Source organism: Streptomyces sp. NBC_00670 (assembly GCF_036226765.1).
Classification (GTDB): domain Bacteria; phylum Actinomycetota; class Actinomycetes; order Streptomycetales; family Streptomycetaceae; genus Streptomyces.
The window spans coordinates 4,453,351-4,473,545 of record NZ_CP109017.1 but is presented as its reverse complement, the minus strand read 5'-3'; the positions used below and the strand labels follow the sequence as shown (position 1 = coordinate 4,473,545).

Sequence of the window (20,195 nt, the reverse complement as noted above, 5' to 3'; positions counted from 1 at the left end):
CGAGCGAAGGAGCACCGATACTCGCACGCCGCCTCCGAGCCCGCGCAAGCCCCTGTCCTCGTCCCCTCCCTCAGCCCACGTCCGGTATCGGCAGCGGCCGTTTCTCGAGCGCCGCCGCCATCACCTCGGGAAACAGCTCGGGCGTGCACGCAAACGCCGGTGCCCCGAGCGCCGCGAGCGCCGCCGCGTGCTCGCGGTCGTAGGCGGGCGCCCCCTCGTCGGACAGCGCGAGCAACGCCACGAACCGCACCCCCGACGCCCGCATCGCCGCCACCCGCTTCAGCATCTCGTCCCGTATCCCCCCTTCGTAGAGGTCACTGATGAGGACCACGACCGTGTCGGCGGGGCGGGTGATCCGCGACTGGCAGTAGGACAGCGCCCTGTTGATGTCCGTGCCGCCGCCGAGCCGGGTGCCGAAGAGGACGTCGACCGGGTCGTCGAGCCGGTCCGTCAGATCGGCCACTGCCGTGTCGAAGACGACGAGCCGCGTGGCGATCGACCGCATCGACGCCAGCACCGCCCCGAACACGGACGCGTACACGACCGACGACGCCATCGACCCCGACTGGTCGATGCAGAGGATCACCTCCTTCCTCACCGACGGCGACACACGCCCGTGCCCGACGAGCCGCTCCGGCACGACCGTGCCGTGCTCGGGCAGGTAGTGCTTGAGGTTGGCCGCGATCGTCCGGTTCCAGTCGACGTCGCCGTGGCGGGGCCGGGTGACCCGGGCGCCGCGGTCGAGGGCGCCGGTGAGCGCGGCCCGCGTGCGGGTGGCGAGCCGCTTCTCCAGCTCCTGGACCACCTTGCGCACCACCGCCCGTGCCGTCTCCCTCGTCGTCTCGGGCATCGCCCTGTTGAGGGAGAGCAGGGTGCCGACGAGGTGGACGTCCGCCTCCACCGCCTCGAGCAGCTCCGGCTCCAGCAGCAGCGTGGCAAGGCCGAGCCGGTCGATGGCGTCCCGCTGCATCACCCGCACCACGGAGGCCGGGAAGTACGTCCGTATGTCCCCGAGCCAGCGGGCGACCGCCGGCGCGGACGCCCCGAGCCCCGCCGACCGGTCCCGGCCCGACGCCGGTTTCTCCTCCTTCCCGTAGAGCGCGCCCAGTGCGCCGTCCATCGCCGCGTCCCGCCCGACGAGTTCGTGTCCGGTGCCGTCGGCGCCGCCCCCGCCGAGCACGAGCCGCCACCGCCGCAACCGCTCTCCCGCCGCGTCCGGAGCCCCCGGCCCGTCCGGCTTCCCCGCCGCCCGCGGCACCTGCCGTTCCACCGTCATACCGCCGCCTCCCCACACCCGTTGCACACGTCCCGCCCGCCGTCACGCGGGAGACCGGCGGGTGGAAAGCCGTCGCCCGGAAGGCCGGTGTGCGGCGGCTCCTCCTTCTCCTCCGTGCCGGGGAGGCCGAGGAGCAGTCCCAGCACCGGCAGTACGGCGTCCGCGCGCCCCGCGTCCAGGCCGTCTCCGAACCCCGGGACGCCCGCTCCCCCGTGCCCGGCGCTCCCCCGCTCCCCGGGACCGCGCCGCACCAGTTCGCCGAGCGTTCTGCGCACCCCCGCCTCGTACGCCGCGAACGTGCGCCGCAGCAGCGGCAGTACGTCGTCGAACGCCTGCGCGGGGACCCCCGTGAGCCAGGCGTCCACCAGCCCCCGCAGCCGTTCGTCGTGCACGAGCAGCATTCCGCCGCCGGAGCCGCCTCCGAGGAACCCCTCGATCCATGCGGCCGCGTCCGCCGGCGGCGTGCCCGGCGACAGGACGAGCCCCATCAGCCGGGCCGCCTCCTCCTCGTCCAGCTCTCCGTCGTCGAGCAGCAGCCGTACGGCTCGGCCGCGTACGAGCCCCGCGACCGTGTCCCGCGCCGACAGCACGCGCAGCACCGCGTGCCAGCGCCGGCGCAGCCCACCGCGGCCGGGCGGCGGCCCGGTCCCCTCGGCCAGCAGCGCCACCGCCCCATGCACGGCGTCGACATGGCCCCGCAGCGCGGCCGCGGCCTCGGCGTCGAGCGCGGCGCAGGCGGGCGGGAGGCCGACGAACACCCGCTCGGCCAGGCCTCCGGCGACCTCGGCCAGGGCCCCGGTGTCCGTGCCGCGCACGTCGCCGTAGCGCAGGGAGCGGACGAGCGCGGGCAGGGCCTGGGCGAGGCGCCCTACATCGGTGTCGAGTGCCGCGCGGTCGGTGAGGACCCGCATCACCACCGGCAGCGCGTCCGGGAGCCCGGCGAGCAGACACCGTTCGGCGAGCGCGGTGACCTCGGCGAGCCCTCGCGCGGACAGCGCCTCCGCCTCGGCCTTCGCGGTCGCCGCGGCGAGCACCGTGGTGCCCCACACCCCCGCCTCGGCGACCCGCACCGCCAGTTCGGGTTCCCAGCGCAGCCGCCAGGTCTCCCGGAAGGTGCCCGTACCGGCACGGCCCCCGGTCGGCTCGCCCCAGCCGACGCCCAGCAGCCGCAGCCGGTGCAGCAGCCGGCTGCGTCCGGCGTCCGTCTCCTTGCGCAGGTCCAGTTCCGCCTCACGCGCCGACGGCTCGGGTTTCAGCCGCAGCCGCCGCTGGTGCCGGGCGAGGTCCCGTTGCAGGGGCACCGCGGGCGCCGAGTCGGGGACCTCTCCCCTTACCTCCCCGAGCACGAGCCGGTCCCGCACCAGCGCCAGCGGCACGTCCGAGCCCTCGCACATGACCGCCCGCACGGCGTCGAGCGTCTCGGTCAGCCCGGGCAGCGGCCGGCCGCGCAGCACCGCGAGCGTCTCCGCCAGCCGTACCGCCTCGATGACGTCGGCGGACGACACGATCCGGTCCTCGGCCCGGAGCAGCCCGGCCACCTTGGTCAGCCACCGTTCGACGGGCCGGTCCGGGGCGGCGAACAGATGGCCGTACCAGCCGGGCGACTCGATGCCGGCGCCGTAGCCCCCCGCCCGGGACAGTCTGCGGTGGGTCCACGGCACCCACGTCATGTCGGCCCTCACCCGGGGCAGGCCCTTCACCAGCGCCCGGTCGGCGGCCAGGGTGGTGCGCTCCCGCAGCGCGGGCACGTGCCAGGCCCCGCACACCACGGCCACCCGGTCCCCGAACTCCTTGACCGCCGCCCGCACCTGGATCCGCATGTACGCCTCGCGCACCAGGTCCCGCGCGTGCCCGCCGTCGCCGTAGGTCTCCCGGAGCGCGCCCATCGCCTCGCCGAGCGCCGCGAACGGCGCGAGGGCGTCCCCCGCCGCGCCCCGGTGCTCGACGGCGTCCTCCCACCAGCGCTCGGGATCGTCGTACCCGGCGGCGTCGGCGAGCACGGCGAGCGGATCGACCCGCACGCGCCCGGCCTCGTCGGTCTCCCCGGCCTCGTCGGCCTCGTCGCTCTCCCATGCCAGGGTGTGCGCGACCGGCAGGTCGATGAAGCGGGCGGGCACGTCGTGCTCCAGCGCCCAGCGGAGGGCCACCCACTCCGGGGAGAACTCGGCCAGCGGCCAGAACGCCGAGCGCCCCGGCTCGTCCACCGCGTGGGCGAGCAGCGCGACCGGCGGCCGCATCGCCTCGTCCGCCGCGAGCGGGATCAGCGGATCCGCCTCCGGCGGCCCCTCGATCAGTACGGTCCCCGGGCCCGCCGCCTCGAGCGCGGCCCGCACCGCCCGCGCCGAGCCCGGCCCGTGATGGCGGACGCCGAGCAGCAGTGGCCCCGTGCCGGTCATGGGCTCACCTCCCGGCAGGCCCGGTAGAAGTCCGCCCACCCCTCCCGCTCCCGGACGACCGCCTCCAGATACTCGCGCCAGGCGACCCGGTCGGCCGCCGGGTCCCGGACGACGGCACCGAGGATGCCCACGGCGACGTCGCCCGGCCGCAGTACGCCGTCACCGAAGTGGGCGGCGAGGGCGAGCCCGCCGGTGACCACGGAGATCGCCTCGGCCGTGGAGAGGGTGCCGCTGGGCGACTTCAGCTTCGTCCGGCCGTCCGCGGTGACGCCCTCGCGCAGTTCGCGGAAGACGGTGACGACGCGGCGGATCTCGTCGATGCCGTCGGGCGCCGTGGGCAGGTCGAGGGCGCGGCCGATCTGGTCGACCCGACGGGTGACGATCTCGACCTCGGCCTCGGCGGTCTCCGGCAGGGGCAGCACCACCGTGTTGAAGCGGCGGCGCAGGGCGCTGGAGAGCTCGTTGACCCCGCGGTCGCGGTCGTTGGCGGTGGCGATGAGGTTGAAGCCGCGGACGGCCTGCACCTCCTCTCCCAGCTCCGGTATCGGCAGGGTCTTCTCGGACAGGATCGTGATGAGCGAGTCCTGGACGTCCGCCGGAACGCGGGTCAGTTCCTCGACGCGGGCGGTCGTTCCCGCTGCCATCGCGCGGAGCACGGGGCTCGGCACCAGCGCCTCCCGGCTGGGGCCGCGGGCCAGCAGTTGCGCGTAGTTCCAGCCGTAGCGGATCGCCTCCTCCGGGGTGCCGGCGGTGCCCTGGACCAGCAGCGTCGAGTCGCCGCTGACGGCCGCGGCGAGGTGTTCCGACACCCAGGTCTTGGCGGTGCCGGGCACGCCGAGCAGGAGCAGGGCGCGGTCGGTGGCGAGGGTGGTGACGGCGACCTCGACGATGCGGCGCGGGCCCACGTACTTCGGGGTGATCACCGTGCCGTCCGGCAGCGTGCCGCCGAGCAGGTACGTCGCCACGGCCCACGGCGACAGTTTCCAGCGGGGCGGACGCGGGCGGTCGTCCTGCGCGGCCAGGGCGGCGAGTTCGCCGGCGAACGCGTCCTCGGCGTGCGGCCGCAGGGCCCCGGCGGCCCTCGTCGCGTGCACGTTGTCGTCGTCGGTTCCGCCGTGTGCGGTCGTCGTCTCTTCCACGGGCGCAGGCATGGGCAGGTCCCCCTCCAGCTCGGCCGGTCCGGATCTGGTTCCACCCTGCACCACGCCACTGACAATCGCCCTGACCTGCACAAACGCGCTCGCAGGGCGGATTGTCAGTGGCGGGATCTACCGTCGTTGGCATGAGTGATGCGGGGGTGCGCCGGGCCACGGACCAGGTCCCGGCACCGACGTCCGGCACCGGGCCGGGCACGGCGGCCGGCGTTGTGCCGGGCGCGGCGTCCGGCGGGTCCGGTGCGGCCGGTCCGCGGCCGGGCGTGGGGAGTTCAGGAGAGGGGGCGGTCACGGTTCGCGGAACGCGGCGCGCGGGAGAGGAGCGGACGGCGGACGACGGCGGAAGCTCCGGTCCCACGAGTTCCGGGCCCAACGATCCCGCTCCCACCGGTTCCGGGCCGGCCGATCCCCGGGCGGCCCGGCGCCGGGCGGAGCTGCGGGCGGCCCGGATCACGGCGGGCGCCACGGAGTTGGAGCAACGGCTGGCCGATCTGCTGCGCGGGGGCCTGGCCGCCGCCGAGGAGGAGGGGTACGGGCTCTGGGAGGAGACGGCGGCCCGCATGGTCGACGCGCAGGCACCCGGACTGGCCGCGCGCGTGCGGGAGTTGGGGGCGATACCGGGGTCGGGTCCCGGCTGGCCCGCCCGGCTGCTGGAGGAGTGCGCGCTGCTCCATCTCCTCGACCGGGGCTGGCTGCGCCACGGCGACCTGCCCGACGGCCTCGCGGCGACGGTCCGCTCGCGGATCGGCCTGCCCGCCTCGCCCGCGGGACCGCCGGTGCGGGACCGCTGGCTGGTGCTGGCCCAGTACGACACGCAGGACAGCCGGCTCACCACGCGCCGGATCTGGCTGCACGGCACGGAATCCGGCCGTACGGCACTGGTCCTGTCGTACGGGGGCGGGGGCCGGGCCCCGGAGCTGTCCCTGCCGGTGGGGCTGGCGCTGGACGCGGAGACGGTGGCGTACCCCGGTGCGGGCCAATTGCGGGTGGCTCTGGGCGAGCGGTTCTCGGCCCCCGGTCCGGCACCGATACGCCCGCCGGGCGGCGGCCCGGCCGAGGCCGCAGCCCGGTACGGCGAGGCACTGCGGGACGACCCGTGGCTGGACGCCCATCCGGTGACGCTGCGCCGCGTGGTGCCGGTCCCGGCCGGGGAGGGCTCCTGGCAACTGGCCGACGCGGACGGCGATCTGGCGCTTCCTGTCACTCCGGCGGCGGGAACCCGCCCGGGCCTGTGGCGGCTGGTCGCCCTGTCGGGCGGCGCCCCGGTCACGGTCTTCGGCGAGTGCGGCCACCGCGGCCTCGCCCCGCTGACGGCCTGGCCGGAGGGGACCGGAGAGGCGGTGGCACTGTGCTGACCCGAGCCCCGCGCCCAGCGCCGCGCCTCCCCCTCACTCACCCCTTCTCCTCCCGAAAGGAACGCGTATGAGCGGCACCCGCTCCGCTCCCGGCCCGCTCCCCTGGGAGGAACTGGTGACGGCGGCCCTGCTGGGCACCGACCGTCGGACGCCGCCGGGGCTGCCGCCCGGCCGCGAGGCACCGGCGGCGCTGCTGGACGCGGCGGCCGTGGCGACCGTACGGCGGCGGGCGGGGCTGCGCGCCGCGCCCGCCGCCGCGCGGCCGGAGCCCGCCGAGCCCGACCCTCGTCCCCCGCTGCCGCCCGCGGCGGCGCGCCGGCTGGCGGCACTGCTGACGGACCGGCCCGGGACGGCGGGCGGCCGCCGGGGAGCGGCGCCGGACCTGAGGGAGCTGCTCCCGCAGTGGCTGTCGCTGGCGAACGAGCGGGGTTTCGCGGCGCCGCCCGAGGCGCTGCCTGCGCTGCTGGACGCGGCGCGGGGGCGTACGGACCTGCGCCCGGCGGCGCTCGCCTTCGCGGGGCCGCGGGCACTGTGGCTGGCCCGGCTCAACCCGGACTGGCGGTTCGCCCTGCGGGCCGCGCCGGGCGGCGGGGCGGAACTGCCGTCGGCCGAGGAGTCCGACCGGGTGCGGGAGCTGTGGCAGGAGGGCCTGTTCGCCGAGCGCGTGGCGCTGCTCACGGCGCTCAGGGCACGCACCCCCGCCGCCGGCCGTGCGCTGCTGTCGACGACGTGGCCGGCGGAGCGGGCCGAGGACCGGCTGATGTTCCTCGACTCGCTGCGGACGGGGCTCGGCCCCGAGGACGAGCCGTTCCTGGAACAGGCCCTCGCCGACCGCAGCCGCAACGTACGGGCCACGGCGGCGGAGTTGCTGTCGGCGCTGCCGGGGTCGGCGCTGGCCGCGCGGATGGGCCGGCGCGCGGCCACCTGCGTGGCGGTCGACGTGACCGGCCGGGTGCCGACGCTGGTGGTGGAGGCCCCGCACGAGTGCGACGCGGGCATGGAGCGCGACGGAGTGGTGGCCCAGCCGCCGGCCGGGCGCGGCGAACGCTCCTGGTGGCTGGGCCAGTTGCTGGACGCCGCACCGCTCGCGACCTGGCCGGCCCGGTTCGGGGGCCGTACACCGGAGGAGATCGTCGCCCTGCCCGTGGCCGACGACTGGCAGGGCGAACTGCACGCGGCGTGGTGCCGGGCGGCGGTACGGCAGCGGGACCCCGGGTGGGCGCGGGCGCTCCTCGGCATACCGTCCGCGCCGGAGGCGGGTGGCCCCGGCGCGGTGTCCCTGGCGGAACGGGCGAAGCTCCTCGGCACGCTCGGGGCGGTGGAGCGGGCGGCGTGGGTGGCGGGGTTCATCGGAACGCACGGGCTGTCGGAGGCGTTCCAGCTCCTCGGCGTGTGCGCGGTCCCGTGGGCGGAGGAACTGGGAGGGGCGGTGGTGGACGCGCTCAACATCGCACGGGATGCCGGGAGTTACCCGTGGAGCTTCAGCGGGGTGATGGGCCTGGCGGAACGCTGCCTGGCTCCTGCGGAGGCGAACCGGCTGGAGGCGCTCACGGCGACCCCCAACGAAACGGAGGGCTCGGCGCCGGGGGCGGGGGGTTACTGGGCGGAGGCGTTCCAACGCCTGACGGCGACGTTGCGGCTACGCGCGACGATGACGAGCGAACTGACCCCTCTGCCGGGAGGCGCCGGCCCCTGACCCCCGGTTGCGCGGGAGGGGGCGGGGGCGAGGTCGTACGGCGAGTGCGGCCCCGTGACGGCCGGTCGCGCAGTTCCCCGCGCCCCTGGGTTGGCCGGAGTGGTCCGGGGTCGCAGGGGCGCAACCCCTGGGGTTCGCGGGGGTCAGGGGCGCAGCCCCGCGTGTTTTCGAGGGTCCAAGGGTCCAGGGGTGGAACCCCCTCGGGGGCGGGGGCGGAGCCCCGTGACTGCCACCCCCCGGGGCGGAGCCCCTCACGTCTTCGGGGTGCAGGGGGCGGAGCCCCCGCGTGCCGCCCACCCCGGGGGCGAAGGGGGCGGAGCCCCCTGGAGGACGGGAAGGGCAGGGGCGGCGGGGGCGAGAAAAAGCCACCGCCGTCACACAAACCGCAGCCCCGCCCTACGCCCCCGCCGGCTGCCGCACATTGCCCCGCACCCACTCGACGATCGACGCCGTCGTCGCCCCCGGCGTGAAAATCTCCGCGACCCCCTTCTCCTTCAACGGCGCGATGTCCGCCTCCGGAATGATCCCGCCCCCGAACACCTTGATGTCCTCCGCGTCCCGCTCCTTCAACAGCTCGATCACCGCCGCGAAGAGCGTGTTGTGCGCCCCGGACAGAATCGACAGCCCGATCGCGTCGGCGTCCTCCTGGATCGCCGTGTCGACGATCTGCTCCGGCGTCTGGTGGAGCCCGGTGTAGATGACCTCCATCCCCGCGTCCCGAAGCGCCCGCGCGATCACCTTGGCCCCGCGATCGTGACCGTCGAGCCCCGGCTTGGCCACCACCACACGGATCGGTCCCGCTGCCACACCCACCACTCCCTCCATGACGACAAGCGACTACCAACGACAACCGCCCGACGTCGAACAACCTCCCGAACGAGGTCGGACGACGCCCGAACGACGTCGAAACGAAGTGAACGAACGTTATCCACAGCATCCCGCAACCAGCCGTTCCCCGCCGCACACAGAGGGGGAAATCACACGGCGGGACACGTCTTCACCCTCCGCCACCCCGCCGTCCCCGCCTCCCCTCGCGAACCACGCAGGCCACGCGCACCCGCACCGGCGGAGCACGGCCCGCCCGTCCGCGTAAGCCCCGCCCGCGCGAGCCCCACCCATGTAAGCCCCACCCGGCCGGTCGACCCCTGACCGACGCACCACGCACCACGGCCGCCACACTCGAACGCGCCTCGAACACAGAGCCAAGGCCGTGTCCAACGCCCCCCGAAAGACGGCCGAATGCCCGTTTCCCCCGGGGACGAAACCTGTAGAAGATTGTCGCGCCCGCATACCGCCGGGTACAGTCGCCGCACTGCTCTGCCAGCCCCTGTTGTCGAGGCGAAAGAGAAGTTGGTGAACGACCGTCACCCGTCGGGGACCACGACCTCCCCGGCCCCGGCTTCCGAAGCGGCCTCGGCGTCCTACGCGCCGTACGGCGGAGAGGAAGCCCGGTACGGCGAGTTCACCCCCTACGGTGATCCCTCCGCCACCGCTTACCCCACCGCGACGACGACGGGACCGAACGGCGGACAGCAGTCCGTCCCCTTCGGCAGCGACCCGCTCTTCGGCAACTTCCCCGGCACCGGCGCGTACGGCACCACCCAGTGGGCCGACGCCGGCCAGACGTACGGCACCGACCTCCACCAGCTGCCGCCCTACGACCCGTACGCGACCCCGCAGCAGTCCCTCTACGACTCCGGCGCCCATGACACGACCGCCTGGACCGACGGCTACCAGCACCTGAGCGGCATCCCCGCCCAGGGCTCGGCCCCCGAGGCGACCGGGCAGTGGAACGCACAGGCGTGGCAGCAGGCGGAGCAGTCCGGCGCCGCGGACGCCACCCAGCAGTGGGCGTGGGGCACCCAGACATTCGACAGCGGCGTGTACGACGCCACGCAGTGGAACGGGGGCGCCGGAACCGGCGCGCAGGAGCAGCACGAGGGCCTCGCACAGGAGAACGCTCCGGCCGAGGAACCGTTCGACCAGCAGGCGAGTGCCGCCTTCGAGTCGGCGGACTCCTTCGACCACCCGGCCACCGCGGTCTTCGAGGCGGCCGAGCCGTTCGACCACGCCGCCACCGCCGTCGTCGAGCAGGCCGTCCCCTTCGACCAGCAGGCCACCGCGACGTTCGAGTCCTTCGAGGAGTTCGGGCCGGCCGGGCCGGCCGGGCCGGACGACGGCGAGGACGTAACCCCGCTCCTCGACGACCAGGAGGAGGCCGCCCCCGCCCCGCTCACGCGGACCGCGGCCCGTGCCGCCGCCCGCTCCCGCCGTCGCGCTCCGGCAAAACGTTCCGCGCTGCTCACCGTCGCGGTGCCCTCGGTCTGCGTCATCGGGGTCGCCTCCATCGCCGCCGCCACCGTCGACTTCGGCGGGGACGACGGCAAGGAGACGACGGCCGCCGGTTCCTCCGACGCCACCGCGGTGCAGCCGGTCGCCGCCAACAACAAGCTGGACACCCAGCTCAAGAGCCTGTCCGCGGGCGCGGACGACTTCGCGGACCGGGCCAGCCGCACCCAGGAGCGCATCGACCTCAAGGCCCAGCAGGCGGCCCAGAAGAAGCAGGCGGCGCAGGAGGCGGCCCGCAAGGAGCGGCTGCGCCCCAAGTTCGCCCTCCCGGTCACGCAGAAGGGGCTCAGCGCCTACTTCGGCCAGGCCGGCGTCAACTGGATGTCCGTGCACACGGGCATCGACTTCCCGGTGTCGTTCGGCACCACGGTCATGGCGGCGACGGACGGCACCGTGCGCACGCAGTGGAACAGCGCGTACGGCAACATGGCGATCGTCACCGCGAAGGACGGCACGGAGACGTGGTACTGCCACCTCTCCAGCTACCGCGTCGCCTCCGGTACGACAGTGAAGGCCGGCCAGCCGATCGCGTACTCCGGCAGCTCCGGCAATTCCACCGGCCCGCACCTGCACTTCGAGGTCCGCCCCGGCGGCGGCTCGGCCATCGACCCGCTGCCGTGGCTGCGCAGCCACGGCCTGAACCCGACGTAGCCCCCGCCGCCGCGCGACGCAGCCCCCGCCGCCGCGCGAGGCGGCCCGTTCCCGCCCACCCGGGCGGGCCGGACCGCTCCTGCTACAGCTTCTCCACCGGCGCGTACCGCAGCAGCAGCCGCTTCGGCTTGGTGTCGCCGAAGTCGATCGTCGCCTCCGCCTTGGCGCCCGCGCCCGAGACCGAGACCACCGTGCCGAGGCCGAACTGGTCGTGCGTGACCCGGTCGCCGACGGACAGGTCGACGGCCGGCTTCTCCCCCGCGCCGCCCCGGCCGGTCGCGAACCCCGCACCGCCCGCCGCCGAGGAACGCGAACGGGACGGGAACGAGGAGGACAGCGACGACGACAGCGAGGCCGCCACGCCCGAGCCGCGCCCCGGCCTGCCGTCCCCGGCCGGCGCACCGACCGACCCCGTCCGCTTCCATTCCACGTGCTGGTCCGGGATCTCCTCCAGGAAGCGGGAGGGCGGGTTGTACGACGGCTGCCCCCACGCGCTGCGCAGCGTCGAGCGGGTCAGGTAGAGCCGCTCCCGCGCGCGCGTGATGCCGACGTACGCCAGTCGCCGCTCCTCCTCCAGCTCCTTGGTCTGCCCGAGCGCACGCATGTGCGGGAAGACGCCGTCCTCCATGCCGGTGAGGAAGACGACGGGGAACTCCAGGCCCTTGGCGGTGTGCAGGGTCATCAGGGTGATGACGCCCGAGCCGTCCTCCTCCTCGTCCGGGATCTGGTCGGAGTCGGCGACCAGGGCGACCTGTTCGAGGAAGTCGGCGAGGGTGCCGCCGGGGCCCGCACCGGCACCGGCGCCCTCGGCGCCCGCACCCGCGTCCCCGGCATCCGCTGCCGCACCTGCGGCATCCGCTCCCGCGCCCTCGGTCGCGGTGGCGTCCGGTGCCGCCGTCGCTCCTCCCGCGCTGTTCCCGGCGCCGCGCTCCTGTTCGAACTCCAGGGCGACGGCGGCGAGTTCCTGGAGGTTCTCGATCCGGGTCTCGTCCTGCGGGTCCGTCGACGCCTGCAACTCGGCGAGGTAGCCGGTGCGTTCGAGGATCGCCTCCAGGACCGTCGCCGGGCCGGCCCCGGACTCGACGACCGTACGCAGCTCCTCCATCAGCACGTTGAACCGCTTGACGGCGTTGGTGGAGCGGGCCGCCATGCCGTACGCCTCGTCGACGCGCCGCAGCGCCTGCGAGAAGCTGATCCGCTCGCGCTGCGCGAGGGCGTCGATCATCGCCTCGGCGCGCTCTCCGATGCCCCGCTTGGGCACGTTGAGGATGCGGCGCAGCGGAACGGAGTCCTCCGGGTTGGCGAGGACCCGCAGGTAGGCCAGGACGTCCCGGACCTCCTTGCGCTCGTAGAAGCGGACTCCGCCGACGACCTTGTAGGGCAGGCCGACGCGGATGAACACCTCTTCGAAGACACGGGACTGGGCGTTGGTGCGGTAGAAGACGGCGACGTCGCCCGCCTTGGCCTCGCCCGCGTCCGTGAGGCGGTCTATCTCGTCGGCGACGAACTGGGCCTCGTCGTGCTCGGTGTCGGCGACGTAGCCGGTGATCCGCGCGCCCGTGCCCGCGTTGGTCCAGAGGTTCTTGGGGCGGCGGGACTCGTTGCGTTCGATGACCGCGTTGGCGGCGGAGAGGATCGTCTGCGTGGAGCGGTAGTTCTGCTCCAGCAGGATCGTCGTCGCGTCCGGGTAGTCCTCCTCGAACTGGAGGATGTTGCGGATGGTCGCGCCGCGGAAGGCGTAGATCGACTGGTCGGCGTCGCCGACGACGCACAGCTCGGCGGGCGGCACCTGGGCCTCCGGCGGCACGTCGACCGGGTGTTCGGAGGTGCCGACCAGTTCGCGGACGAGGGCGTACTGGGCGTGGTTGGTGTCCTGGTACTCGTCGACCAGGACGTGGCGGAAGCGGCGGCGGTAGTGCTCGGCGACGTCCGGGAAGGCGCGCAGCAGGTTGACCGTCGTCATGATCAGGTCGTCGAAGTCGAGCGCGTTGGCCTCGCGCAGCCGCGACTGGTAGAGCGCGTAGGCCTGGGCGACCGTCTTCTCGAAGCCGTCGGCAGCCTGGGCGGCGAAGTCCTCCTCGTCGATCAGCTCGTTCTTCAGGTTGCTGATCTTGGCGCTGAAGGACTTCGGGGGGAAGCGCTTGGGGTCGAGGTCCAGGTCGCGGCAGACGAGGGCCATCAGGCGCTTGGAGTCGGCGGCGTCGTAGATGGAGAAGGACGAGGTGAAGCCGAGCCGCTTGCTCTCCCGGCGCAGGATGCGGACGCAGGCGCTGTGGAACGTCATCACCCACATCGCGTGCGCGCGCGGGCCGACGAGCTGCTCGACGCGCTCCTTCATCTCGCCCGCGGCCTTGTTGGTGAACGTGATCGCGAGGATCTGGCCGGGGTGGACGCTCCGCTCGGCCAGCAGGTGCGCGATGCGGTGGGTGAGCACGCGGGTCTTGCCGGAGCCGGCGCCGGCGACGATGAGCAGGGGGGAGCCGGCGTGCACGACGGCCGCGCGCTGGTTCTCGTTCAGCCCGTCGAGCAGCGCCGCCGCGTCCAGGGCGGGGCGGGGGGCGCCGTTGCGGTAGTACGAGTCCCGGTCCGGGGGCGTGTCGAACTTCCCGCCGAACAGATCGTCCGGAACCTGCTCCGGAGCGTGCTCGTCCTCGGGCGGGGGCGGGGGTTCCTCCTCGCGGGCCCGCGGGGCCTGGAGGTCCGCCAGGAAGCTGTCGTCAAAGAGGCTGCTCATCGCTCTCCGAGTCTAGGGCGCCCCACCGACAACCGGCCGCCCCCTCGGAAACTCCGGGCGGTACGCGGGCGGTCCGGGCGGTACGCGGGGCGGTCCACGGCAGTGCGCGGGGCGGTCCGCCGCAGTACGTGGGAGGCGGCGGGGCGTCCCGCGTGACGAAGCTCTCAGCGGTGGCGGCGGAACAGCCGTGCCGGCCGGGACCCGGCGGCACGGCCGGGCGCCGGGGCGGCGTTCCCGGCGCGATCATCGCTGGTGGCCGCGCGGCGAGGCGGGAACGGGCCGGTGGACGGGTCAACCGGCGGAACGATTCCGCCGGTTGGTCCGGACCGCTCCGGCAACCGAATCCTCACGCGAAGGTCACAAAAATGTATCGGACATAACGCACTTCGACCTTCACACGAGGGACACAAGTTGGCTACGGTGCCGACAGGCCGCTCGACGCAACCGGCGAACGTCGCCGGGCCGCGCGGCCTCCGCCGAGTCCGGCCCGCCCCCGCGGCCGACCGGAGCCGGGGACCCAACCGAGACCTGGGGTGAATCGGCCCAACCGCCCCGCGCGCACGGGCCGTAGGGCAGTCCTTCCGGAACCATCCGCCCGAATCCGACAGCTAACCCGGTAGGCGGAGTACGGAAGGAGTCGCCTCTCTTGGCGTCGGACCAGAAACCGCTTCCTGCCGGGGCGCGCCCCGTCGTCCCCGCAAGGCCGGGGACGCCCGCCGCAGGACCGGGAACGCCCGCGCTCGCCGCGGGGGCCCTGGACCCCATGGCCCTGATCTCTCCGGCGGCGGAGTCCGCGCCCGGGGCCGAGCCGCCGGCGCCGAGCCGCGCGGAGGTCCAGCAGCGGATCGACAACCTGTACCAACGGGTCGAGACGGCCACCGAGAACTACAACGCGACGCGTGTCATGGCCGCGAAGGAGCGGCAGCAGCCGGGGGCCGCGGCGGAGGCGGCGAAGCGGACGCAGTGGCTCGACACGGCGCGCGCGAAGCTGGGGCCCTCCGTGGCCGCGGTGCTGCCGGCCGACCGGCGCCCGGACCGCCCCGGCCGTCCCTCGTCGGGCCGGTCCGCCGGACGTCCGGCGGACGGGCACCCGTCGCGCCTGCGGCAGTCGTCGATCGACAGGACGGTCGCCGAACTGATCGCCGCGACGGAGAAGCGGCGTCCTGGACGGGGCGCACCCGCGCTGGGCCCCGGCCGCGCGACACCGGCGCTCGGGCCGGGGCGCACGGGTGGGACGGACGCGCCGGGCAGCGGTGCGGGTGGTGTTGGTGGTGTTGGCGCTGCCGGTGGTGTGGGTGGTGCGGCGGATGGTCCGAGCGGTCGTGGTGACCGGGGTGGTCCGGGTGGCCGGGGCAGGTCGGGACCGGAGCTGCCGGCGTTGCCGGCGCCCCGGAGGCCGGCCTCGCCGAGCGCGCCGCAGCGGACGCCGCGCACGTTCAAGGACGCGACACAGCGGAAGCTGGCCATGGCGCGCGTACTGCTGTCGCAGCGGACGGGCACACCGCGCGCGGCGCTGGAGAGCGCGCCCGCCGCACAACCGTGGACGCCCCCCGCGCCCGCCCCGGGACAGGGAATGCCCACGGGTGCGTACGCGGCGGCCGGGGACGGTTCGGGATCGTTCGGGGCAGGGGCGCTCGGGAGCGGCGCGGAGTCGTACGCGGGGGGACCGATCACCGGGGCCGCGGCGGGCAACACCGTGCGCGCGGGCGGCACGGGTTCCTTCACCGCGGTCGGCGCGGTCGGCGCGTACGCGGGTGCGGGCAGCGGGGCTGTCTCCGCGGCCATGGACGGCACGGCCTCCTTCCCGGCGACCGCCGCGGGGACCTACCCGGGCGCGGGCAGTGCTGGGTCCTTCCCGGCCGTGGGTGGCACCGGATCCCTTCCGGCCGTGGGTGGCACCGGTTCCCACCCGGCGGCCGGCGCCACCGGCGCGTACCCGGGGGCGGGCGGTACGGGTCCGTCTCCTGCCCTGGACAGCAACGGTCCCTTTCCTGCCCTGGACAGCAACGGTCCTTTTCCTGCCATGGACAGGACCGGTTCCTTCCCCGCCGTGGACGGGACCGGTTCCTTCCCCGCCGTGGGTGGCACCGGTTCCTACCCGGCGGCCGGTACCACCGGCGCGTACCCGGGGGCGGGCAGTGCGGGAGCGTATCCCGCCGTGGACGGCACCGGATCCTTCCCGTCCGTCGGTGCCACCGGGTCGTTCCCGGCCGTCGGCAACACGGGGGCGTACCCGGGTGTGGAGAACACGGGATCGTTCCCGGCGATGACCGGCGGCGCGGGCGCCTTCCCTGGCGTCGGCGGCACCGGTACGTATCCGGGCGTGGACAACACCGGGTCGTTCCCCGCGATGGGCGGCGCGGGGAGCTTCCCCGCGGTGAGCGTCACCGGGTCGTTCCCGTCGGCGGACGGCACCGGTTCCTTCCCGGCCCTCGGCAGCGCGTACCCGTACCCCGGCATGGACGGCACGGGCTCGTTCCCAGCCGTGGACGGCACGGGGCCGCTCCCGACAGTGGACGGCACCGGGCCCTTCCCCGCGGTGGACGGCACAGGCGGCTTCCCGGCCGCCGTCGGCTCCGGCGCGTACCCGGCGGCGCACAGTGCCGGAGCGCACCCGGCCACGGGCGGCACGGGTGCCTACCCGGCCGCCGGCCCCGGCGCGAGCAGCGGCTTCCCGGCCAACGCCGGCTCCGGCTTCGGTTCCGGGACGTACCCGGCCGCGCCCATCACCGCCGCCTACCCGGCGACGGGCGCCGCCCCCGCGTACCCCGCCGCGAGCGTCACCGGCGGTTTCCCCGCCGTGAGCACCACCGGCAGCTTCCCGGCCGTGGACGGCATCGGTTCCTTCCCCGCCGCGGGCACGACCGGCGGCGCCGGATCCTTCCCGGTCGCCGGCCACGTCGACGCGTACCCCACGGCCGGCGGCAACGGACCCGGTGGCGTCACCGTCGCCTTCCCGGCCGCCGCGGGCGCCGGCACGTACGCCCCCGCCGGCCGCGGCGACTCGCTCCCGACCATCGAGAGCACGGGCAGCATCCCCGCCATCGGCACCCCGGGCGGCCTGCCCGACCTGGCGGGTCCCGCCTCCCCCGGCACCGTCACGGCCGGTCCTCCGGCGGTGGGCGTACCCGCCGCCGACAAGGCCGGGGTCGCGGCCGCGTTCGCCCGGGCGCAGACCGGGCGGCCGTACGTCATGGGCGCGACCGGCCCCGGCTCGTACGACGCCGCCGGCCTCGTCCAGGCCGCCTGGAAGGCCGCCGGGTTCCTGCTCCCGCGCACCCCCGCCGAGCAGGCCCGCTGCGGCACGACCGTCCCGCTCGCTGCCGCCCACCCCGGTGACCTGGTCTTCTTTCACGACGACCTGAGCCACGTCGGCATCTACACGGGCAACGGCATGATGATCCACGCCCCCCGCCCGGGCGCGTACGTGCGCGAGGAGTCGGTGTACTTCGCCGGCGAGGCGGCGGTCCGCGGCGTGATACGCCTGGCCTAGGGGGCGGAGTCGGACCGGCCGGCGTACTCCGCGAGTCCGTCGGCCATCCGCTGCATGAAACCGGTCAGGTACCGCCGCAGGAGGCGTCCCGTGAGCGGAACCTTCGGCGCGAAGGTCGCCGACCAGGTGATGTCCGTGCCGCCCTGCGGCGCCTCGGCGAGTTCGACGACGCCCCGATAGAAACGGAAGGGCCCGTTCAGGTTCTCGTAGACGAATCTCCGGTCGGCGACCAGCTCCACGATCGGCTCCAGGGAGACCGAGCGGCCGGTCCGGAACACCCGGGTGTCCCCCACCTTCTGCGGTTCGTCTGGGTCCCCGCCGCCCTCGAGCCCGGCCGCGTCGAGCGGCGACCACGATGGCCACGTACCTCCCCGGACGAGCAGCGAGAAGACGGCGCCGGGGGTCGCCCGCGAGTGGGACGCCACCTTGTAGCTGTGAGACATCACCCCAGGCTAGGAAGGCGTGGCCGCACACGACATGCGCGGAATTGCCCACCCGGTTACGCGTTCTTGCGGTACACGGACGGCCGGACGCCGACATGGGACAGGAACGCCGAGGACAGCGCCCCGGGGCTGGAGAACCCGCAGCGCTCCGCGATCTGACCGACGGTCAGTGCGGTGGTGGCGAGCAGGTGCCGCGCCCGCTCGATCCGCAGCCGGGTGAGGAACCGGTGCGGCGTCTCGCCGGTGGCGTCGCGGAACACGCGGATGAAGTGGTAGACGCTCAGGTGGACCTCGGCGGCGATGTCGGCGAGGGTGAGCGGATCGGCCAGGCGCTCCCGCATGACGGCGATGCCCGCGCGGACGGCCGTGCGTTCGGGACCTGGCACGAGCTGACCGCGGTCGCGGCGCCGGGTCAGCAGGTGCGTCGTGAGGAAGGAGGCGGCGGACTCCGCGTAGAGGTCGCTCTCGTCCCGGGCGGCCGCCAGCGCCCGCAGGACCTGCTCGACCACCGCGTCGCCCTCACCGAGCCGGGCGGCCAACGCCTCGTAGTCCGGTTCCCCGGCGCCCAGTTGCGCCGCCGTCCGGTCGACGGTCGCCCGCGGGACGTGCACCTGCGTGGTCCGCAGCGTCGACGCCGTGCGGTAGCTGCGTGTCGTCGGACGGCCGGGGACCATGAGCTCCAGCCGCCCGGGGACCCAGCGCCGCCGTACCGTCCTGCCGCCCGTGCCGGTCCGCATGACGGTGTCCCCGTTCGTGCAGAGCACGAGGTGGAGGTCGGCCGTCCCGGGCAGCTCCAGCTGCTCCGCCTCCCGGCTGTGCGCGAGGCACTGCACCAGCAGCGACCGCCAGCCGGACGACTCCCAGCTGCAGTACGTGTGCCGCACGAGCCGTTCCGCGTCGACGCCCGCGTACGGCGCCAGGTCGAAGTCGGCCGATTCGAACACGCAGCAAGCGTATCGCCGCACCGAGTCCACACGGCGGCGTGTGCCGGGCCCCGTACCTCGGCGCTCGCGCCTGCCCCGCACCGCGGCACTTTCCGCGCTCCACGCGCGCGTGGCTTCCTTTCGCCCTCCACGCGCGCGTGCCCTCGTTTCGTCCGCCACGCGCGCGTGGCTCTTTTTCTTCCCGTTCGTCCTCCGCGCGCGTGCCCCGGGCCCGACCCGGCCGGTCCTTCCTAGCATCGAACCCATGGAACCCATGTCAGGCAGCTCCCCGCACCCCCGGCCCACGACCGTCGGTTCCGCGCTCCTGGCCTGGTGGGCGCAGCGTCCGCCCACCGCGGGGGCCGCCGTGATGGCGACGGGCATCCTCTCGATCGGGCTGGACCTCACCGGGTACGACGTGCTGTCCCGCATCGCCCTGGCCGTCACCGTCGCGGCCTGGCTGGGGCTGGCCGCCGACTTCGTCCTACGGCTGCTGCGGGACCCGCGGCGGTGGCTGTCGGAGTCGGGCAGCCCGGCCGCCCTGAGCGCCGTGGCCGCGACGACCGTGCTGGGGTCACGGCTCTCCGCCCTGGGCCGGCAGACCCTGGCGGAGGCACTGCTCGCTCTCGCGGTGGCCCTCTGGCCGGTCCTGCTGTTCCTTGTGCTCCGCGGCTGGCGGCGCGGTATGCCCGGCGCGGTGTTCCTGGGCTGCGTGGCTACGCAGGGGCCCGCCGTGCTCGGCGCGACCCTGGCCCACGCGGTGCACACCCCGTGGCTCGCCCATGTGGCACTGGTGTTCTTCTGGCTGGGGCTCGCCCTGTACGCCGCGGCCCTGTACTTCTTCGACTGGCGGCAGCTCGCCCGGGGCTCCGGCGACGAGTGGGTCGCGGGCGGGGCGCTCGCGATCTCCGCGCTGGCCGGGACCAAGCTGCTCAAGGCCGGCAAGGGGCCCGCGCACCTGTGGAGCGGCGACGACCAGGACGTACTGCACTCCATGACCATCGCCCTGCTGGTGCTGGCCCTCGCCTGGTACGTGGTGCTGTGGACCGCCGAGCTGCGGTGGCCGCGCCCGCGCTACGACGTACGGCGCTGGTCGACCGTGTTCCCGCTGGGCATGACGGCCGTGGCCCTGCTGTCCGCCGCGTCGGCCCTGGAGACGGGATGGCTGCGGACGCCGGGGCAGGTGCTGCTGTGGATCGCGGTGGCGGCGTGTCTGGCCGTCGCCGTGGGCGCCGCCGAGGGACCCCTGCGAGCGGTCCGGACCGTCAGGTCCACAGGACCGCGATGAAGATGTTCACCGTGGTCAGCAGTCCGACCAGCCCGAACAGCCGCTTGTCGACCGTCTCCTCGTCGCGCTTGACGTAGACCAGCCCCAGGATGACGATCAGCAGCGCGAGCTTGGTGCCGATCTTGACGGTGTCGACCGAGTAGTCGTTCGCCTGGCTGAGCCCCACCAGGACCGCACCCGTGACCAGCATCGTCAGCGCACCGTGCAGCATCCCGGGCACGAACCGGGCGGTGCCGCGGCCCATCGCCTTCACCTGGGTGAGGAACCCGCCCAGCAGCGCGGCGATTCCGATGATGTGCAGGCCGACGAAGAGGTGGATGAGTACGTCCATGGGCCCGGAGCCTAATCGGGCCCCTCCCCACTCCGACCCGCCGGGGTCGGCCCCGCGCCCCCGGACACCCTGCCCCACCGGCCCGGCGGGGTACCCCGGCCGACCT

At 74.8% G+C, this 20,195-nt stretch carries 13 protein-coding genes and 1 riboswitch; of the genes, 5 read left to right on the top strand and 8 right to left on the bottom strand.

Features of this window, described 5'->3' with window-relative positions; translation table 11 throughout:
- Window positions 1-70: 70 nt before the first annotated feature.
- Genes OIE12_RS19885 through OIE12_RS19875 form a run of 3 tightly spaced genes read right to left on the bottom strand, consistent with a single transcriptional unit; the run spans window position 71 to window position 4,823 of the window.
- A complete protein-coding gene (locus OIE12_RS19885) occupies window positions 71-1,276 on the bottom strand; it encodes a vWA domain-containing protein (protein WP_329137160.1) in 1,206 nt (401 codons plus the stop codon).
- Entirely contained in the window at window positions 1,273-3,672 is a 2,400-nt protein-coding gene (locus tag OIE12_RS19880; protein WP_329137158.1) for a DUF5682 family protein, read from the bottom strand. Before OIE12_RS19880 ends, OIE12_RS19885 begins: the two co-directional genes overlap by 4 nt.
- Window positions 3,669-4,823, bottom strand: a complete 1,155-nt coding sequence (locus OIE12_RS19875; protein WP_329137156.1) for an ATP-binding protein — start codon at window positions 4,821-4,823, stop codon at window positions 3,669-3,671. The genes OIE12_RS19880 and OIE12_RS19875 overlap by 4 nt, the downstream gene beginning before the upstream one ends.
- A gap of 131 nt (window positions 4,824-4,954) precedes the next feature.
- Here OIE12_RS19875 and OIE12_RS19870 point away from each other — a divergent pair, with 131 nt between their 5' ends.
- Both OIE12_RS19870 and OIE12_RS19865 read left to right on the top strand, forming a co-directional pair.
- Complete coding sequence (locus OIE12_RS19870) at window positions 4,955-6,181, top strand: hypothetical protein (protein WP_329137154.1); 1,227 nt, start codon at window positions 4,955-4,957, stop codon at window positions 6,179-6,181.
- A gap of 67 nt (window positions 6,182-6,248) precedes the next feature.
- Window positions 6,249-7,877 (top strand): DUF5691 domain-containing protein, encoded by a 1,629-nt coding sequence (locus tag OIE12_RS19865; protein ID WP_329137151.1) that lies wholly within the window; start codon window positions 6,249-6,251, stop codon window positions 7,875-7,877.
- Window positions 7,878-8,273: 396 nt separating this feature from the next.
- Here OIE12_RS19865 and OIE12_RS19860 read toward each other — a convergent pair whose 3' ends face one another.
- Complete coding sequence (locus OIE12_RS19860) at window positions 8,274-8,690, bottom strand: cobalamin B12-binding domain-containing protein (RefSeq protein ID WP_329137149.1); 417 nt, start codon at window positions 8,688-8,690, stop codon at window positions 8,274-8,276.
- A gap of 540 nt (window positions 8,691-9,230) precedes the next feature.
- On the opposite strand from OIE12_RS19860, the gene OIE12_RS19855 reads away from it, so the two are divergent.
- On the top strand, window positions 9,231-10,877 hold the full coding sequence (locus tag OIE12_RS19855) for a M23 family metallopeptidase (RefSeq protein ID WP_329137147.1): 1,647 nt from the start codon (window positions 9,231-9,233) through the stop codon (window positions 10,875-10,877).
- Between the two features lie 82 nt (window positions 10,878-10,959).
- Here the strand turns inward: OIE12_RS19855 and OIE12_RS19850 are convergent, their stop codons facing one another.
- Complete coding sequence (locus OIE12_RS19850; protein WP_329137146.1) at window positions 10,960-13,611, bottom strand: ATP-dependent DNA helicase; 2,652 nt, start codon at window positions 13,609-13,611, stop codon at window positions 10,960-10,962.
- A gap of 464 nt (window positions 13,612-14,075) precedes the next feature.
- Window positions 14,076-14,249: riboswitch (cyclic di-AMP (ydaO/yuaA leader) on the top strand.
- 125 nt (window positions 14,250-14,374) lie between these two features.
- Here OIE12_RS19850 and OIE12_RS33495 point away from each other — a divergent pair.
- The gene (locus OIE12_RS33495; protein ID WP_443053864.1) at window positions 14,375-17,104 is read left to right on the top strand and encodes an NlpC/P60 family protein; all 2,730 of its coding nucleotides are present in this window, start codon (window positions 14,375-14,377) and stop codon (window positions 17,102-17,104) included.
- Here the strand turns inward: OIE12_RS33495 and OIE12_RS19840 are convergent.
- The gene (locus OIE12_RS19840) at window positions 17,101-17,547 is read right to left on the bottom strand and encodes an SRPBCC family protein (protein ID WP_329137144.1); all 447 of its coding nucleotides are present in this window, start codon (window positions 17,545-17,547) and stop codon (window positions 17,101-17,103) included. The genes OIE12_RS33495 and OIE12_RS19840 overlap by 4 nt on opposite strands.
- A gap of 56 nt (window positions 17,548-17,603) precedes the next feature.
- Window positions 17,604-18,491 carry an AraC family transcriptional regulator gene (locus tag OIE12_RS19835; RefSeq protein WP_329137142.1) on the bottom strand — a complete coding sequence of 296 codons (888 nt, stop codon included), beginning with the start codon at window positions 18,489-18,491 and terminating at the stop codon, window positions 17,604-17,606.
- A gap of 253 nt (window positions 18,492-18,744) precedes the next feature.
- On the opposite strand from OIE12_RS19835, the gene OIE12_RS19830 reads away from it, so the two are divergent.
- The gene (locus OIE12_RS19830; RefSeq protein ID WP_329142073.1) at window positions 18,745-19,758 is read left to right on the top strand and encodes a tellurite resistance/C4-dicarboxylate transporter family protein; all 1,014 of its coding nucleotides are present in this window, start codon (window positions 18,745-18,747) and stop codon (window positions 19,756-19,758) included.
- On the opposite strand, the gene OIE12_RS19825 is transcribed toward OIE12_RS19830, so the two are convergent.
- Entirely contained in the window at window positions 19,736-20,089 is a 354-nt protein-coding gene (locus tag OIE12_RS19825) for a hypothetical protein (protein ID WP_329137140.1), read from the bottom strand. The two genes, OIE12_RS19830 and OIE12_RS19825, sit on opposite strands and share 23 nt — an antisense overlap.
- Window positions 20,090-20,195 lie beyond the last annotated feature (106 nt).

Excerpts from the sequence above, each read along its gene's own strand:
- OIE12_RS19885 (WP_329137160.1), bottom strand. The coding sequence starts at position 1,276 with ATGACGGTGGAACGGCAGGTGCCGCGGGCGGCGGGGAAGCCGGACGGG.
- OIE12_RS19880 (WP_329137158.1), bottom strand. The coding sequence starts at position 3,672 with ATGACCGGCACGGGGCCACTGCTGCTCGGCGTCCGCCATCACGGGCCG.
- OIE12_RS19875 (WP_329137156.1), bottom strand. The coding sequence starts at position 4,823 with ATGCCTGCGCCCGTGGAAGAGACGACGACCGCACACGGCGGAACCGAC.
- OIE12_RS19870 (WP_329137154.1), top strand. The coding sequence starts at position 4,955 with ATGAGTGATGCGGGGGTGCGCCGGGCCACGGACCAGGTCCCGGCACCG.
- OIE12_RS19865 (WP_329137151.1), top strand. The coding sequence starts at position 6,249 with ATGAGCGGCACCCGCTCCGCTCCCGGCCCGCTCCCCTGGGAGGAACTG.
- OIE12_RS19850 (WP_329137146.1), bottom strand. The coding sequence starts at position 13,611 with ATGAGCAGCCTCTTTGACGACAGCTTCCTGGCGGACCTCCAGGCCCCG.
- OIE12_RS33495 (WP_443053864.1), top strand. The coding sequence starts at position 14,375 with ATGGCCCTGATCTCTCCGGCGGCGGAGTCCGCGCCCGGGGCCGAGCCG.
- OIE12_RS19840 (WP_329137144.1), bottom strand. The coding sequence starts at position 17,547 with ATGTCTCACAGCTACAAGGTGGCGTCCCACTCGCGGGCGACCCCCGGC.
- OIE12_RS19830 (WP_329142073.1), top strand. The coding sequence starts at position 18,745 with ATGTCAGGCAGCTCCCCGCACCCCCGGCCCACGACCGTCGGTTCCGCG.
- OIE12_RS19825 (WP_329137140.1), bottom strand. The coding sequence starts at position 20,089 with ATGGACGTACTCATCCACCTCTTCGTCGGCCTGCACATCATCGGAATC.